General features: G+C 73.2%; 15 protein-coding genes. 6 read left to right on the plus strand and 9 right to left on the minus strand.

The window, feature by feature from the left end; all coding sequences use genetic code 11:
• Positions 1–55 precede the first annotated feature (55 nt).
• Positions 56–400 (plus strand): winged helix-turn-helix transcriptional regulator, encoded by a 345-nt coding sequence (locus ACSHWO_RS23145; protein WP_361083719.1) that lies wholly within the window; start codon positions 56–58, stop codon positions 398–400.
• 25 nt (positions 401–425) lie between these two features.
• On the opposite strand, the gene ACSHWO_RS23150 is transcribed toward ACSHWO_RS23145, so the two are convergent.
• Positions 426–1,151, minus strand: coding sequence for a hotdog fold domain-containing protein (locus ACSHWO_RS23150; RefSeq protein ID WP_438314438.1), 726 nt, complete (start codon positions 1,149–1,151; stop codon positions 426–428).
• 124 nt (positions 1,152–1,275) lie between these two features.
• On the opposite strand from ACSHWO_RS23150, the gene ACSHWO_RS23155 reads away from it, so the two are divergent.
• The 3 genes from ACSHWO_RS23155 to ACSHWO_RS23165 all read left to right on the plus strand — a co-directional run bounded on the left by ACSHWO_RS23155 (position 1,276) and on the right by ACSHWO_RS23165 (position 5,524).
• Positions 1,276–1,902 (plus strand): DUF1707 and DUF4190 domain-containing protein, encoded by a 627-nt coding sequence (locus ACSHWO_RS23155; protein ID WP_361083714.1) that lies wholly within the window; start codon positions 1,276–1,278, stop codon positions 1,900–1,902.
• Between the two features lie 309 nt (positions 1,903–2,211).
• A complete protein-coding gene (locus ACSHWO_RS23160; protein ID WP_438314441.1) occupies positions 2,212–3,918 on the plus strand; it encodes a hypothetical protein in 1,707 nt (568 codons plus the stop codon).
• A 13-nt stretch (positions 3,919–3,931) separates the two neighbouring features.
• Positions 3,932–5,524 carry a DUF2142 domain-containing protein gene (locus ACSHWO_RS23165; RefSeq protein ID WP_438314444.1) on the plus strand — a complete coding sequence of 531 codons (1,593 nt, stop codon included), beginning with the start codon at positions 3,932–3,934 and terminating at the stop codon, positions 5,522–5,524.
• Between the two features lie 129 nt (positions 5,525–5,653).
• On the opposite strand, the gene ACSHWO_RS23170 is transcribed toward ACSHWO_RS23165, so the two are convergent.
• Together ACSHWO_RS23170 and ACSHWO_RS23175 are read right to left on the minus strand one after the other, a co-directional pair.
• Positions 5,654–6,367, minus strand: coding sequence for a carbon-nitrogen hydrolase family protein (locus ACSHWO_RS23170; RefSeq protein WP_438314447.1), 714 nt, complete (start codon positions 6,365–6,367; stop codon positions 5,654–5,656).
• 95 nt (positions 6,368–6,462) lie between these two features.
• On the minus strand, positions 6,463–7,359 hold the full coding sequence (locus ACSHWO_RS23175; RefSeq protein WP_438314450.1) for an SGNH/GDSL hydrolase family protein: 897 nt from the start codon (positions 7,357–7,359) through the stop codon (positions 6,463–6,465).
• A gap of 248 nt (positions 7,360–7,607) precedes the next feature.
• Between ACSHWO_RS23175 and ACSHWO_RS23180 the strand changes: the two genes are divergently transcribed.
• Positions 7,608–8,102: a DUF3145 domain-containing protein gene (locus ACSHWO_RS23180; RefSeq protein ID WP_361083702.1), complete on the plus strand. Its 495-nt coding sequence runs from the start codon at positions 7,608–7,610 to the stop codon at positions 8,100–8,102.
• A gap of 104 nt (positions 8,103–8,206) precedes the next feature.
• On the opposite strand, the gene fabF is transcribed toward ACSHWO_RS23180, so the two are convergent.
• The 5 genes from fabF to ACSHWO_RS23205 form a co-directional block, all read right to left on the minus strand.
• The gene (fabF, locus tag ACSHWO_RS23185) at positions 8,207–9,472 is read right to left on the minus strand and encodes a beta-ketoacyl-ACP synthase II (RefSeq protein ID WP_438314453.1); all 1,266 of its coding nucleotides are present in this window, start codon (positions 9,470–9,472) and stop codon (positions 8,207–8,209) included.
• 79 nt (positions 9,473–9,551) lie between these two features.
• Positions 9,552–9,800 (minus strand): acyl carrier protein, encoded by a 249-nt coding sequence (locus tag ACSHWO_RS23190; protein WP_361083696.1) that lies wholly within the window; start codon positions 9,798–9,800, stop codon positions 9,552–9,554.
• A gap of 57 nt (positions 9,801–9,857) precedes the next feature.
• Entirely contained in the window at positions 9,858–10,862 is a 1,005-nt protein-coding gene (locus ACSHWO_RS23195; protein WP_361083694.1) for a ketoacyl-ACP synthase III, read from the minus strand.
• A 19-nt stretch (positions 10,863–10,881) separates the two neighbouring features.
• Entirely contained in the window at positions 10,882–11,799 is a 918-nt protein-coding gene (locus ACSHWO_RS23200) for an ACP S-malonyltransferase (protein WP_361083691.1), read from the minus strand.
• Between the two features lie 89 nt (positions 11,800–11,888).
• Positions 11,889–13,094: a PucR family transcriptional regulator gene (locus ACSHWO_RS23205; RefSeq protein ID WP_361083688.1), complete on the minus strand. Its 1,206-nt coding sequence runs from the start codon at positions 13,092–13,094 to the stop codon at positions 11,889–11,891.
• A gap of 69 nt (positions 13,095–13,163) precedes the next feature.
• Here ACSHWO_RS23205 and ACSHWO_RS23210 point away from each other — a divergent pair, with 69 nt between their 5' ends.
• A complete protein-coding gene (locus tag ACSHWO_RS23210) occupies positions 13,164–13,817 on the plus strand; it encodes a pirin family protein (protein WP_361083685.1) in 654 nt (217 codons plus the stop codon).
• A 13-nt stretch (positions 13,818–13,830) separates the two neighbouring features.
• Here the strand turns inward: ACSHWO_RS23210 and ACSHWO_RS23215 are convergent, their stop codons facing one another.
• Entirely contained in the window at positions 13,831–14,658 is an 828-nt protein-coding gene (locus tag ACSHWO_RS23215) for a serine hydrolase domain-containing protein (RefSeq protein ID WP_438319245.1), read from the minus strand.
• Positions 14,659–14,710 lie beyond the last annotated feature (52 nt).

Consider the following 14,710-nt stretch of genomic DNA (forward strand, 5'->3'; position numbering starts at 1 on the left):
ACTTTGGAGTGGGTGGTTACTTCAAAGTGAGTGAGCAGACGGCGAGGAGTGCGTGATGGCGGGGGCACGGAGGCCCGGGGCGGACCACTGCGGTGTGGCCGCGGCGATGTCCGTGATCGACGGCAAATGGAAGGTCTCCCTCCTGTGGGAGCTGGACCAGCGGCCGCGCCGCTTCGGCGAGCTGCGGCGGCTGGTCCCGGGAGTGTCGGAGAAGGTGCTCGCCGCCCAGCTGCGCGAGCTGGAGACGGACGGCCTGGTGCACCGCGAGGCCTACGACGAGGTCCCGCCGCGCGTGGAGTACTCCCTGACCCCACGGGGCCACGACCTGAACGCGGCCCTGGAGCCCCTCGGGACGTGGGGGAGCAGGCACCTCCTCCGGGACGAGGCGGCCTCCGCCTAGCTTCCGCTTGGCTTCCGCCCGGCGGTCAGCGGTCGGTGCGGGGTTCCACCCACAGGGCCTCGCCGACGGCGCACAGCTCACCCTCGGCCGTGGCCAGGGCCGTGCCCGCACGGTACTTGCGGCCCTCGCCGCCGAGCAGCCACGAGTACGACACCAGGCCCGCGCCGACCGGAACCGGGCGCAGCAGCCGACCCGACAGGGCGGCCGTGACCGCGCCGGGCCGCCGGTCGTCGAGGAGCCGGCCCACCGCGTTGCCCGGGCAGTCCAGGGCGCCCCACACCAGCTCGGGGGGCAGCAGCCCGTCGGCGTCGCCGAGCGCCGGGCCGGGGGTCCAGGCGGTGGCGACCAGGGCGGTGCCGGGCACCCGGCCGCAGTGCAGGCGCAGGCCGGTGTCCGGGGTGCGGTCCAGGCCGCAGCCGAAGCAGTCCACCGAACCGTCGGGCGGCGCTGCCCGGTAGGCCTCGGCGGCGGCCAGGGCCTGTTCCCAGGTCGGGGCGGGCGGGGCCTCGGTCGTCGGCTCGCCCGGGACGGCCGCGGCCAGCAGGTCCGCACCGTCGGTCAGCTCGGCTCCGCCGCCCGGGGTGGCGGCGAGCCGCACCGGGGCGTCGGTGGGCACGGGCCGGCGGAAGTCCACCCGTACGCCCTCCGCCGCCGCGTGCGCGGCCAGCAGCCCGGCGACGTACCCGCCGAAGGCGACTCCGGGGTATCCGCACAGGCGGCCCGGAACCGTGATCGTCTCGAAGTCGGTCATGACGGCCACCCCATCACATGCGCAGGCCCGGGCGGCAGAGCGGCAACCTTTGCGGCAGCGCGTTCGTCCTCCATTCTTGGACGGACGCGCGGACGGACGCGTGCGGGGTTTCGGAGGTGGCGGGATGGCTCAGCAGCCGTGGGGGCAGCAGTACCCGGTCCATCCGCCCGCGTCCCCGTACGGTGTGTCGTCCGTGCAGCCGGGGCAGGCCTGGCAGCCCGCGCAGCTGCCGGCGTCCGCGATGCGCGCCTCGCACACCGACCGCGACCGCACGGTGGACGTCCTCAAGGCCGCCTACGCGGAGGGCCGCCTCTCCCGCGAGGAGTACGGGCAGCGCTTCGACGCGGCCTCCCAGGCGCAGACGTACGGCCAGCTCGCACAGCTGGTGGCCGATCTGCCGGCCGGGCCGATGGCGGTCCCCTACGGTGCCGCCGCACCGGTGGCGCCGGCCTTCGCCGGGCACCCGGTGCCGATGCCCGTCGCCATGCCGATGACCATGCCCGTGCCCCTGCCGGCACGGCGGGTCAACGGGATGGCGATCGCCTCACTCGTCCTGGGGGTGCTGTGTTTGCCGACCCTCGGCATGGCCGCCCCCGGCGCCGTGATCACCGGCCACATCGCCAAGGCGCAGATCCGGGCCCGCGGCGAGGAGGGCGAGGCGCCGGCGACGCTCGGCCTGGTGCTGGGCTGGCTGGCGATGGGCGGTTGGGCGCTGCTGTTCGTGCTGGCTGGCTTCGGCGCGCTCGGCTGAGGCGGCCGGGCCGGCGCGGCCGGACCGTCGTGGGCCGGACCGGACGGCGGAAGCGGGGTCCCCGCTCCCGCTACCACGCCGAGGCGCCCTGGTCCCGCTGCCGCGCCGAGGCGGCCCGATAGTATGCCCGGCAGCGAAAGTCAGTACGCCAGGTAGTGGAGCGGGGAACCGCCGCCCGCACCGTCGTCCCCGGCCCATCCACCAGCCCCAGGGCACCGGCCCGGCGGACTCCGGACGCCGGCCGAGGCTTGCTGCGCACCTTCGACCGGCCGCCCGGCCCGGCACCGACCAGCAGTAGGGACACCGTCAGTGACAGTCAGCACCGAGGGGGCAGCCGACGTGCGTCCGGGCGCCCCGAGCGGACCGGCCGCCGGGCGCACCCCCGCACCCGCGGACCCCGGCCCGGGGCGCGGCCTGCGCACCCGGGGCGGCCTCCTGCTGCTGGAAGCCGCCGTGGCGTTCGGCGCCGCCCTGGTCCTGCCCGTCCTGGCGCGCAGCTTCAGGCTCGACCCGCTGAACCGGATCGCCCAGGTCAGCGGCCTCGCCGCGCTCCAGCTGCGGTTCGCGCTGCTCGGGCTGGTGCTCATCGCCGCGGTGGTGCTCGCGATGCGGCTGCGCCGCGGCCGCCACTTCGACCTGGCCACCCGGCTCGCATCCGCCGGCATCGCGGGCCTGGCCAGCGGTTTCGTCGCCGCGGGCGCGGTGCTCGCGCTGCTGGGAACGCCCTGGCCGATGTTCGGCCTCAACGGCGACAGCGGCCGCATCGTCGAGTGGGCCCACGCCGTCGCCAACGGCCGCCCCTCCGGCTCTGCGGTCTACCCGCCGCTGCCCCTGTACACCCTGGGCTACTACGCCGAGTGGTTCCACGGCGGCAACGCCGCGTACGCGTTCAAGGACCTGCAGATCCTCGGCGCCGCCGCGTTCGGGCCGCTCGTCTACCTGGCCTGGCGGATGCTGCTGAGCCCCGTCCGGGCGCTGGCCTTCGGCGTGGTCCCCGCCTTCGCGCTGATCGACTCGTACAAGCCGTACAGCCAGACCGTGCTGGTGCTGCTCGTGCCGGTGCTGGTGGCGATGGTGGTGGCCCTGCGCCGCACCGGCACCGAGGGCTGGCGGCCGCTGCTGCTCAAGGGCGCCGGGTTCGGTGCCGTCCTGGGCGTGCTCTTCCTCACCTACTCGGGCTGGTTCCTGTGGAGCGCGGCCGGCGTGTTCTTCGCCGCGCTGCTGTACTTCCCGTGGCGGACCGGGCCGGCCAAGGGCGCGGCCTTCATGGGCGCCGCCCTGGGCGCGTTCCTGGTGGTGGCCGGGCGCTACCTGAAGGTCATGCTGGTCGAGGGGCAGACCACCAAGGACTACAACTTCCGCTTCGACAACTTCACCGACCCGGCGTACTACCTGATGTGGCGCACCGACATGCCGGGCAAGGTCGGCGACTGGCCGCCGCCCGGGGAGTTCGGCGGGGTCGGGCTGTTCGCGCTGGTGACGTTCGTCTGCCTGGGCGCGGCGATCTGGCTGGGCCTGCGCAAGCCGCTGGTGGTCACCATCGCGGCCATGTTCATCAGCGCCTGGGTGATGCGCATGTACATCGCCTCGCACATGTACGAGACGCAGACGGTCCAGCTGTACACCCGCACCAACAACCAGCTGCTGTACTGCGGGCTGATCCTGTGCGCGCTGGTGGCCCACCTGGTCTCGCTGCGGCTGGCCGAGCGGCGTACGGCCTCCGGTTCCGCTCCTGCTTCCGCCTCCGCCGTCGTGGAGCCGGCCGGCGGCACCGGCGCCGGCTTCCCCGGTCGGGAAGGCGCGGTGATCGGGGCGCTGTGCGCGCTCCTGCTGCTGCTCGGTACCGTCTCCTCGTCCATGTCCGACCGCTACATGCCCGCGCAGGACGGCACGTACCGGATCCTGCCGTGGGTGTCGCACACGATCCGGATGCAGGACGGGAAGTGCCCGAAGTTCGCACCCAAGGGCGAATGCTCGAAGGACGGCGACCAGGGCTGGCTGAGCTACATCCGATGACCCGGGAAAACCGATGATCTCCGCACTGACGCGGGCGGCCGACTGGTCGGCCCGGACCCCCAAGCGGCTCTGGGCCGTCGCCTTCACGCTGTTCTTCGCCCTGTCGGCCTCCTGGGCGGCGGCCACCCCGCTCGGCGGCTCCCCCGACGAGCACGCGCACTTCATCCGTGCCGCGGCCGTCGCACGCGGCCAGCTGGGCGGCCCCGAAGTGATGGTCCCGCACATGGTGGCGGGCATCGAGGGGAAGTTCGCCGAGACCGGGGTGCAGCTGCCGCAGTGGTACGCGCAGCTGCCCAGGCAGCACGAGTGCTACGCCTGGAAGGAGGGCACGCCCGCGTCCTGTGCGCCCGCCCTCGGGCACTCCGGGAAGACCGTCCAGGTCACCACCGCCGCCGGCCGCTACCACCCCGCGTACTACCTGGCGACGGGCTGGCCGAGCCTGCTCGTGAAGGAGCCGCACGGGCTGTACCTGATGCGGCTGGCCTCTGCGGCGCTCTGCTCCGCACTGCTGGCCGGCGCGGTCGTCACCGCCGCCGAGTGGCGGCGCCGCTCGGCGGCCCTGCTCGGCGTCTTCGCCGCGGCTACGCCCATGGCCCTGTACATGGGGGGCATGGTCAACCCGAGCGGCGGTGAGATCGCCGCCGGGATCCTGGTGTGGACGGCCCTGCTGTCGGTCCTGATGTCGCCCGACGCGCGGCTGCTGAACCGGCGGCTCGCCCGGGTGGGCATCGGCGGCCTGGTGCTGATCAACATCCGGCCGCTCGGCCTGATCTGGTTCGCCGGCGCGGTGTTCTTCGCCCTGCTCCTGCAGCAGCGGGGCGTCCTGGGCCAGGTGCTGCGCCGCAAGGCGCTGTGGGCGTGGACGGCGCTGCTGGGCGCGGCCACGGTCGGCGCGCTGCTGTGGGCGGGCGCCCACCCGGACAACTCGGTGATCAACACGCCCAAGACGCTCACCATGAAGGAGGCCGCGCGGCAGACCTTCGGCAACACCGAGACGTACGTCCACCAGATGCTCGGCTACTTCGGCTGGCTGGACACCCCGGCCCCGGCCTTCACCTGGCTGGTGTGGCTGGGCGTGCTCGCGGTGCTGACGGCGCTGGGGCTGGTGTACGGGCGGGGCCGCGAGGTGGTGGCGCTGCTCGGCATGCTCGTGGCGATCGTGGTGGTGCCGGTGGTGGCGCAGACGCTCCAGGCGGAGAAGCTGGGCATGGTGTGGCAGGGCCGGTACCTGCTGCCCTTCGCGGTGGGCCTGCCGCTGATGGCCGTGATGACCGCCGCGGGCCGGTCGCCCGAGGGGAGCTTCCCCTGGCGCAGGCTCACCGGTTTCGCGGTGGCCGGGCTGGCGCTCGCCGACGCGGCGGCGTTCTTCTGGACGCTGCGGCGCTTCGCGGTCGGGACCTCCGGCCCGTGGGTGCCGTTCGCGGCGCACTGGGCGCCGCCGGGCGGCTGGATGCTGTGGACCGCGGTGTACACGGCCGCGGCGTTCGCCGTGGTGCTGCCGGCGCTGGTGCGGGACCGGGAGCCCGCGGCGCCGGAGGACGGCCTGGGGCAGGACGGCGCCGCCCGCCCGTGGCAGCAGCGCCCGCGGGTGCCGGCAGCCGGCTGACCCGACTCCCGCGCGGCTGCGCGGCCGCATGACGACCGCCTGACGCGCCCTCGACGGCTCGACCCTCCGACCGGCCCGCGCGTCCGGGGCGGGCCCGTCGGGGCCGGCCGGGGCCGGACGGGCCGCAGGTCAAGCGGTGAGGTCGGCCGTCACCACCGCCTCCGTACGGTCGTCCGCCTCGGCGAGCAGGGTGCCGCCCGGGGCCCAGATCGCGGCCCGACCGCATCCGGTCCACGGGCCGGCCCGGCCGACGTGGTTGGCGAGGACCACGTACAGGCCGTGTTCCTTCGCCAGCCCGGGGTGGACGGTGGCCCGCTCCTCGACGCCGCCGCCCGTCCCGTACAGGGAGGAGGCGAGGTGGACGCGGCAGCCGGCCGCCGCCGCGCGCCCGGCGAGATCGGGGAAGTGGTTGTCGAAGCAGATGCCGAGCGAGAAGCGGATCCCGCCGAGTTCGAAATGCCCGTCGCGGTCGCCCGCCGTGAAGACGTCCTGCTCCTGCCGGTACAGGTGCTGCTTGGCGTACGTCGTGACGTGCCCGCCGTCCGCCCCGTACACCAGCGTCGCGATGGCGGGCCGCGGGCCGTCGGCGCGCAGCGCGGCGTTGACGGCGACGGCGGTGCCGGTGGCCCGCAGCGGGTCGAGCCGGGGATCGTCCGGGTCCGCGATCCACAGGCCCGGGTCCGCGGCCAGGACGGCCGCCTCGTAGCCGGTGAGGGTCAACTCCGGGAAGACCACGAGCCCGGCGCCCGCTTCCCGGGCCCGGGCGGCGAGGGCGGCGGCCCGTGCGGTGTTGCCGGGGACGTCGGCGGGTATGCAGGTGAGCTGCGCTGCGGCGATCCTCATGCGCCCCAGGATGCCGGACCGCCGCGGCCGGTGGCCGGAAAACACCCGTCGACGCGGGCCGCAGGGCGGGGCCGGGCGGCGGCCGGGGCGGGCCGTCAGCGCGGCGGCTCGGCGGCGGTCACCTGGCGGTGCGCCAGCTCCGCGAGCCGCGCCTGCCCGTCCCTGCCGGGGTGGAACCAGTCCCAGTGGCTCAACTGGTCGGCGGCGAAGGGGTACTGGAACACCGCGCCGCCGTCGTAGCGGCACAGCGCGTCCTTCGCGCAGACCTCGCGGAGCACCTCGTTGTACTCGACCACCCGCGCCCGCACCTGCTCGCGCCGGGCCGTTGCCGACGCAGCGGACGACAGCGGATCGGCGAGCATCGACTGGCAGATGCCCAGCTTCCACACCTGCCGCACCATGGGGCTGTCCTTGCCCTGCTGCCACAGCCGCTGCAGGTCCGGGATGCTGGAGACGTACACCTGGGAGGTGGGTGAGGCAGCGCGCAGCGCTCCGATGGCCTTCTCGAAGCCCGCCCGGAACTCCGTCACCGGGGTCATCGCCGAGGCCGACGCGCGGCACGCGTCGTTCGAGCCCACCATGACCGTGACCAGCTCGGGCTTGTGCTCGGCGGCCGAGGCCAGCTGTCCTTCCAGGTCCGCCATCCGTGAGCCGGTGGCCGCGTGGTTCCAACTGCGCGTCGCCACCCCGGCGTCGCCGAGCAGCCGCGCGGCGAGCGAGCGGACCGCGGGGTCGTTCCCGGTGGCCCAGGAGACCTCCGGGCAGTCGGCCAGGACCGAACAGGCGTCGAAGCCGCGGGTGATGGAGTCGCCGACGGCGGCGATCGACGCGGGCGCGGTGTTCCAGCGCGGCCCGGCCTGCGCGCCCCGCCCGCCCTGCTCCGGCGTGGCGGCCGCCTGACACCCGGTCAGCGCCCCGGCCAGGAGGGCCGTGGCCGCCGCCGCGCCCGCGAGCGCGCGCCGCGTGCGGCGTACGGGAGCGGTGGTGCGCATAGGGTGGTCCTCCTTGTCGCCCCACATCCTCACGGGGGCGTCCTGCTGAGTGAAAGCTCTGGGTTTGGCGGCCTCGGACCGACCGTACGACACACCATGACCCCTGCCGCACGGTAGCTTTTCCCCGTGGCGTTTCGGCCGCAGGTCCCGCAGCGCGATGTCAGATTATTTCCGTTACATTACATCACGTCACATTCTGTCCGTTTTCTGGAGTTTATTCCCGACCTCGTCCCACACTGGAGGTCCCGGTGACGACACGTGGAGTTCTGTACGTGCATTCCGCACCGCGCGCGCTCTGCCCGCACGTGGAATGGGCTGTTGCGGGCGTGCTGGGGGTGCGGGTGAACCTCGACTGGATCCGGCAGCCCGCCGCTCCGGGCACCTGGAGAGCCGAGTTCTCCTGGCAGGCCGAGGCGGGCACCGCGTCGAAGCTCGCCTCCGCGCTGCGCGGCTGGCACCTGCTGCGCTTCGAGGTGACCGCGGAGCCCTGCAGCACCGCCGAGGGCGAGCGCTACAGCTCCACCCCGGAACTCGGCATCTTCCACGCCGTCACCGGCCTGCACGGCGACATCCTGATCCCCGAGGACCGGCTGCGGGCCGCCCTCGCCCGCTCCGCACGCGGCGAGACCGACCTGGAAGAGGAGATCTCCCGGCTGCTCGGCAAGCCGTGGGACGACGAACTGGAGCCCTTCCGCTACGCCGGCGAGGGCGCACCCGTGCGCTGGCTGCACCAGGTGGTCTAGTGCCGTGACATGCGCGAGAGGCCCACCCGTGGATCCCGGGTGGGCCTCTCGCGTACGGGGGGCGCCGTCCGCGGCGCGGAGCGGCGGACGGCGCCCCCTCGGGCTCAGACGCTGCGGAAGCCCAGCGTGACGTTGTGGCCGCCGAAGCCGAACGAGTTGTTGATCGCGGCGATCGGGCCCTCGGCGGGCAGCTTGCGCGGCTCACCGCGGACGATGTCCGCGGTGATGTCCTCGTCCAGCTCGTCGATGTTGATGGTCGGCGGGGCCGTCCGGTGGTAGACCGCCAGCACGGTCGCGACGGTCTCGATACCGCCGGCGCCGCCCAGCAGGTGGCCGGTCATCGACTTGGTCGCGGAGATCGCGACGTGGTCGAGGTCGTCGCCCAGGACCTTGCGCAGGGCCTTCACCTCGGCCGTGTCACCCTGCGGGGTGGACGTGGCGTGCGCGTTGACGTGGACCAGCTCGGCCGGGTCCAGGCCGGTGTTGTCGAGCAGGTTCTGCACGGCGGCGGCGACACCGCGGCCGGTCGGCTCCGGCTGCGCGATGTGGTGGCTGTCCGCGGACAGGCCCTGGCCCAGCACCTCGCAGTAGACGCGGGCACCGCGCGCGGCGGCGTGCTCCGCGGACTCCAGGATCACGACGCCCGCGCCCTCGCCGAGGACGAAGCCGTCACGGCCCTTGTCGTACGGGCGGGAGGCGTGCTGCGGGTTCTCGTTGTTCTTGGACATCGCCATCATGTTGGCGAACGCGGCGATCGGCAGCGGGTGGATCGCCGCCTCGGTGCCGCCCGCGACGACCACGTCGGCACGGCCGGTGCGGATCATCTCGACGGCGTAGCCGATGGCCTCGGCGCCGGAGGCGCAGGCGCTGACCGGAGTGTGCACGCCCGCCTGGGCGTTGACCTCCAGGCCGACGTTGGCCGACGGGCCGTTCGGCATGAGCATGGGGACGGTGTGCGGGGAGACCCGGCGCACACCCTTTTCCTTCAGTACGTCGTACTGGTCGAGCAGAGTGGTGACACCGCCGATGCCGGAGGCGATCACGGTGCCGAGGCGGTCCGGCGCGACGGACTCGTCCTCGCCGGCCGGGGCCTTGAAGCCGGCGTCGGCCCATGCCTCGCGGGCCGCGATGACGGCGAACTGGGCCGAGCGGTCCAGCTTGCGCGCGAGCGGCTTCGGAAGGACTTCGCTCGGGTCGACTGCGACCGGTGCGGCAATGCGGACCGGGAGTTCGGCGAATCGCTCGCCCTCCAGGGGCTTGACGCCGGAACGGCCGGCGAGCAGACCTTCCCAGGTCGAAGCGCTGTCGCCACCCAGCGGAGTGGTTGCGCCGATACCGGTGACGACCACGGTGCGATTGGTCGGGCTCACAGGAATTCTTTCTCCACGTCTCAGGGGGTGCTGAATTGTCACGGCGCCACCGCCGGGTGGCGACAAACGCTCGTCAGGCTCAGGCCTGGTGCTTCAGGATGTAGTCGGCGGCGTCACCAACGGTCCGCAGACCCTTGACGTCCTCGTCCGGGATCTTGACGTCGAAGCGCTCTTCGGCGGCGACGACGACCTCGACCATGGACAGGGAGTCGACGTCCAGGTCGTCGGTGAACGACTTGTCGACCTCGACGTCCTCGACGGGGATACCGGCGATCTCGTTGACGATCTCCGCCAGACCCTCGACGATCTCTTCCTGCGTGGCGGCCATGTGGCGCTCCTTCTGTAGCTGACTGCGGTGGAACAGGCCCGGATGTGGTTCCGGGTCCTAGGGGAGGGTAACGACCGTCGCGGCGTAGACGAGCCCCGCCCCGAAGCCGATGACGAGCGCGGTGTCGCCGCTCTTCGCCGCTCCGGTCGCCAGGAGCCGCTCCATCGCGAGCGGGATCGAGGCGGCCGACGTGTTGCCGGTGGTTTCCACGTCACGGGCGACCGTGACGTGCTCCGGCAGCTTGAGGGTCTTCACCATCGAGTCGATGATCCGCATGTTGGCCTGGTGCGGGATGAAGACGTCCAGGTCGTCCGGGGTGATCCCGGCGGCGTCGAGCGCCTGCTGGGCCACCTTGGCCATCTCGAAGACGGCCCAGCGGAACACCGCCTGGCCCTCCTGCGTGATGGCCGGGAACTTCTCCCCGGCGTCCTTGCCGAGGTACTCGTCCCACGGCACGGTCTGCTTGATCGTCTCGGACTTGTCGCCCTCCGAGCCCCACACCGTGGGGCCTATGGCCGGCACGTCCGAGGGGCCGACGACCACGGCGCCGGCGCCGTCACCGAACAGGAAGGCCGTCGCGCGGTCCTCCAGGTCGGTCAGGTCCGACAGTCGCTCCACGCCGATGACCAGCACGTACTGAGCCGAGCCCTCGACGACGAGGCCCTTGGCCAGGGTCAGGCCGTAGCCGAAGCCGGCGCAGCCCGCCGAGATGTCGAACGCGGCCGGCTTGACCGCGCCGATCCGGTGGGCGATCTCGGTCGCGACCGCGGGGGTCTGCCGGAAGTGCGAGACCGTGGAGACGATCACGGCGCCGATCTGCTCGGGGGAGACCCCGGCAGCGGCCAGCGCCTTGCCGGAGGCCTCCACCGACATCGCGGCGACGGTCTCCTCGGGCGAGGCCCAGTGCCGGCTCGAAATGCCCGAGCGGGAACGGATCCACTCGTCGGACGAGTCGATCTTCTCCAGGATGACGTCGTTGGGGACGACCCGGGACGGGCGGTAGCCGCCGACGCCGATGATGCGGGCGTACGGGGAGCCCTGGGCAGGCTTGATCTTCGACATGCTGTGTGGGCTCCTTCTCTCAGGCCGACTGCTCGGCGACGAGCGCCGCGGCCTTCGCGAGGTCGTCCGGGGTCTTCAGGGCCACGTTCGGCACGCCCTTGAGCGCGCGCTTGGCCAGCCCCGTCAGGGTGCCGCCCGGGCTCAGCTCGACGATCCCGGTGACACCGAGCTCGGCGAACCTCTCCATGCACAGGTCCCAACGGACCGGGTTCGCGACCTGGCCCACCAGACGGGCGACGACCTCGGCGCCCGAGGCGACGACCTGACCGTCCTTGTTCGACACGTACGTCAGCGCCGGGTCGGCCGGCGCGAGGGCCTTGGCGGCCTCGCCCAGCGTCGCGACCGCGGGAGCCATGTGGTGCGTGTGGAAGGCGCCCGCGACGTTCAGTGCGACGACCTTCGTCGAGCCCTCGGGCTTCTCGGCGACCAGGGCGTCGATCTGCTCCTTGGTGCCGGCGGCCACGATCTGGCCCGCGCCGTTGATGTTGGCCGGGGTCAGGCCCAGCTTCTCCAGGTGCGCGACGACCACGTCGCGGTCACCGCCCAGCACCGCGGCCATGCCGGTCTCGGTGACGGCTGCGGCCTCGGCCATCGCCAGACCCCGGGTCCGCACGAACGACAGCGCGTCGGTCTCGGAGAGCACACCCGCGCAGGCGGCAGCGGTGATCTCGCCGACGCTGTGGCCCGCTACGGCACCGAAGGCCGTACGGGAACCCAGCGCCGAAGCGGAGAGCAGTCCCGCGGCGACCAGCAGCGGCTGGGCCACGGCCGTGTCGCGGATCTCGTCCGCGTCCGCCTTCGTGCCGTAGTGGGCAAGGTCGAGCCCGATGGCGTCCGACCACTCGGCGACGCGGTCAGCGGCGCCGGGCAGTTCGAGCCAGGGGGTCAGGAAGCCGGGCGTCTGTGCGCCTTGGCCGGGAGCGACGAGTACGAGCACCCTCACACTCTCTCTTGTCGAGGGTCCCAGCCGCCCGTGGGGACAGGGACCAAGAACCGTCAGGGTAATTGTTGAAGTCCAACAAAAGTCTAGGGCTGCTGATCGTTGTCGGCCAGGCGCCCGAGGATCAGGGCGATCCTCAGTGTGAACGCCGAGCGGACATCAGAAGGCGACCAGCCGGTGACATCGGTCACACGTCGGAGCCGGTAGCGCACCGTGTTCGGGTGCACGAACAGCATCCGCGCGGCCCCTTCGAGACTGCTCGCCTGCTCCAGGTAGACGCTGAGCGTCTCCAGCAGCGCCGACCCCGCCTCCTCCAGCGGTCTGTAGATCTCCTCCACCAGCTGCTCCCGGGCGGAGGGATCCGAGGCGATCGCGCGCTCCGGCAGGAGATCGTCCGCGAGCACCGGCCGCGGGGCGTCCTGCCAGGCCGAGCAGGCCTTCAGACCGGCCGCGGCCGCCTGCGCGGACCGGGTCGCGTTCAGCAGGTCCCCGACCACCGGGCCGGCCACCACCGGGCCCGCCGCGAACGGCCCGATCAGCGACTTCGCCACCTGCAGCGGGTTGTCGCTGCCGCCTGCGACCACCACCAGGCGGTCGCCGAGCACACCGGTGAGCACCTGGAGCTTGTGGTGCCGGGCGGCCCGCCGGATCGCCTCGACCGTCAGCTCGCTGTCGCCCTCCGGTGCGGTGCCGAGCACCACGCAGACGTGCTCCGGTGAGTTCCAGCCGAGGGCCGCGGCCCGCGAGAGCGCGCCCTCGTCGGCCTCCCCGGAGAGCACCGCGTTGACCACCAGGGACTCCAGCCGGGCGTCCCAGGCGCCGCGGGCCTCGGCGGCCTGCGCGTACACCTGGGCCGTCGCGAACGCGATCTCCCGCGCGTACACCAGCAGCGCCTCGCGCAGGATCGACTCGTCGCCCGGAGCAGCCACCTCCTCGATCGCGGCCTCCATGACCTCGATCGTGGTGCGGACCATCTCCACGGTCTGGCGCAGCGTGATCGCCCGGGTCAGCTCGCGCGGCGCCGTCCCGAACACGTCGGTGGAGATCGCCTGCGGGGTCTCGGGGTGCCGGAACCATTCGGTGAACGCGGCGATACCGGCCTGGGCGACCAGGCCGATCCAGGACCGGTTCTCCGGGGGCATCGCCCGGTACCACGGCAGGGTCTCGTCCATGCGCGCGATGGCGTTGGCGGCGAGCCGGCCGGAGGACCTCTCCAGTCGCCGCAGCGTCGCGGCATGCGGATGGGCGGCAGCGGGATGCGCGGGGGAATGCTCACGTTCGGGTTGGGGCACGGGACAAGACTGCCTTATCGGGACGGCGTCGCGGAGTGCGCCCTCATACCCAAGGTCTACCGTGGGCCCATGATTGATGTACGCCGCGGTGCCGACCGGTACCCGGGCGGGGACCCCGAGGCGGGGATCACCACCCGGCACGCCTTCTCCTTCGGCAGCTTCTACGACCCGGACAACCTGCGCTTCGGCCCGGTCCTCGCCTGCAACGAGGAGGCCCTCGCCCCGGGCGCCGGCTTCGACGAGCACCCGCACAGCCACACCGAGATCGTCACCTGGGTCGTCGAGGGTGAGCTGACGCACAAGGGCAGCACCGGCGAGGAGGCAGTGATCCGCCCCGGCGACGTCCAGCACCTCGGCGCCGGGTCCGGTGCCCGGCACGTCGAACGCAACGACGGCGCGGAGCCGCTGCGCTTCGTGCAGACGTGGCTCGCGCCGCTGGTCCCCGGCGGGGAGCCCGCGTACCGGCTCGTCCGCGGCCTCGCCGACGGCACCCCGTACGAGGTCCCCGCGGCCGGGGCCGTCCTGCACGTGCGGCGGCCGGGCGCCGGTGAGCACGTCGCCGTTCCCGCCGCGGAGCGGGTCTACCTGCACGTGGTCCGCGGCGACCTGCGGCTGGACGGCGTGGAGCTCGGGCCCGGGGATTCGGCGCGCATCACCGGGGAGCAGGGCCTCCAGGCGGTGGCGGGGTCCCCGGGGGAGCTGCTGATCTGGGAGCTCCCGTAGTCCTGCGGTCCGCTCAGCGGTAGAGCGGACCGGAGAGCTCGGCGACGACCCCGTCCGTGAACCCGGGCCAGGCCTCCACGGCCCACGGGCCGAAGGCGCGGTCCGTCAGCGCCACGCAGGCGGCGCGCAGGGCGGGGTCCACCCACAGGAACGTGCCGGCCTGGCCGAAGTGTCCGAATGTGGCCGGTGAGGAGGAGGCGCCCGTCCAGTGCGGGCTCTTGGTGCCGCGGATCTCCACGCCCAGCCCGAAGTCGTTCGGGGACTGGTGCCCGTAGCCGGGGAGCACGCCCTTGAGGCCGGGGTGGACCACGGTGGTGGCCTCGGCGACCGTGCGCGGGTCGAGCAGGCGGGGCGCCTGCAGCTCGGCGGCGAAGCGGACCAGGTCCGACACGGTGGAGACGCCGTCCTTGGCGGGCGAGCCCTCCAGGGTGGTCGAGGCCATGCCCAGCGGCTCGAACACCGCCTGGTGCACGTACTCGGCGAAGGGGATGCCGGTGGCCTTGGTGATGTGGTCGCCGAGCACCTCGAAGCCGGCGTTCGAGTACAGCCGGCGCGTCCCGGGCGGGGCCATGACCCGGTGCTCGTCGAAGGCCAGACCGCTGGTGTGCGCCAGCAGGTGACGGATCGTGGAACCCTCGGGGCCCGCGGGCTCGTCCAGCTCGACGGCCCCCTCCTCGTACGCGACGAGCGCGGCGTACGCCGCGAGCGGCTTGGTCACCGAGGCCAGTGCGAACCGGTGGTCGACGGGTCCGTGGGAGCCCGCCAGGCTCCCGTCGGCCCGGACGACGGCCGCCGCGGCGGTCGGTACCGGCCAGGTGTCGATGATCCGCAGGCTGTCCAGGGTCTCCACGCTCTCCATGCCGCCGAGCCTACTTGCTTGGAGTGCACTCAAG

Origin of the sequence: Streptomyces pallidus (ex Mingjun et al. 2026) (genome assembly GCF_051550185.1) — a bacterium.
Classification (GTDB): domain Bacteria; phylum Actinomycetota; class Actinomycetes; order Streptomycetales; family Streptomycetaceae; genus Streptomyces.

Excerpts from the sequence above, each read along its gene's own strand:
- ACSHWO_RS23145 (WP_361083719.1), top strand. The coding sequence starts at position 56 with ATGGCGGGGGCACGGAGGCCCGGGGCGGACCACTGCGGTGTGGCCGCG.
- ACSHWO_RS23150 (WP_438314438.1), bottom strand. The coding sequence starts at position 1,151 with ATGACCGACTTCGAGACGATCACGGTTCCGGGCCGCCTGTGCGGATAC.
- ACSHWO_RS23155 (WP_361083714.1), top strand. The coding sequence starts at position 1,276 with ATGGCTCAGCAGCCGTGGGGGCAGCAGTACCCGGTCCATCCGCCCGCG.
- ACSHWO_RS23165 (WP_438314444.1), top strand. The coding sequence starts at position 3,932 with ATGATCTCCGCACTGACGCGGGCGGCCGACTGGTCGGCCCGGACCCCC.
- ACSHWO_RS23170 (WP_438314447.1), bottom strand. The coding sequence starts at position 6,367 with ATGAGGATCGCCGCAGCGCAGCTCACCTGCATACCCGCCGACGTCCCC.
- ACSHWO_RS23175 (WP_438314450.1), bottom strand. The coding sequence starts at position 7,359 with ATGCGCACCACCGCTCCCGTACGCCGCACGCGGCGCGCGCTCGCGGGC.
- ACSHWO_RS23190 (WP_361083696.1), bottom strand. The coding sequence starts at position 9,800 with ATGGCCGCCACGCAGGAAGAGATCGTCGAGGGTCTGGCGGAGATCGTC.
- ACSHWO_RS23195 (WP_361083694.1), bottom strand. The coding sequence starts at position 10,862 with ATGTCGAAGATCAAGCCTGCCCAGGGCTCCCCGTACGCCCGCATCATC.
- ACSHWO_RS23210 (WP_361083685.1), top strand. The coding sequence starts at position 13,164 with ATGATTGATGTACGCCGCGGTGCCGACCGGTACCCGGGCGGGGACCCC.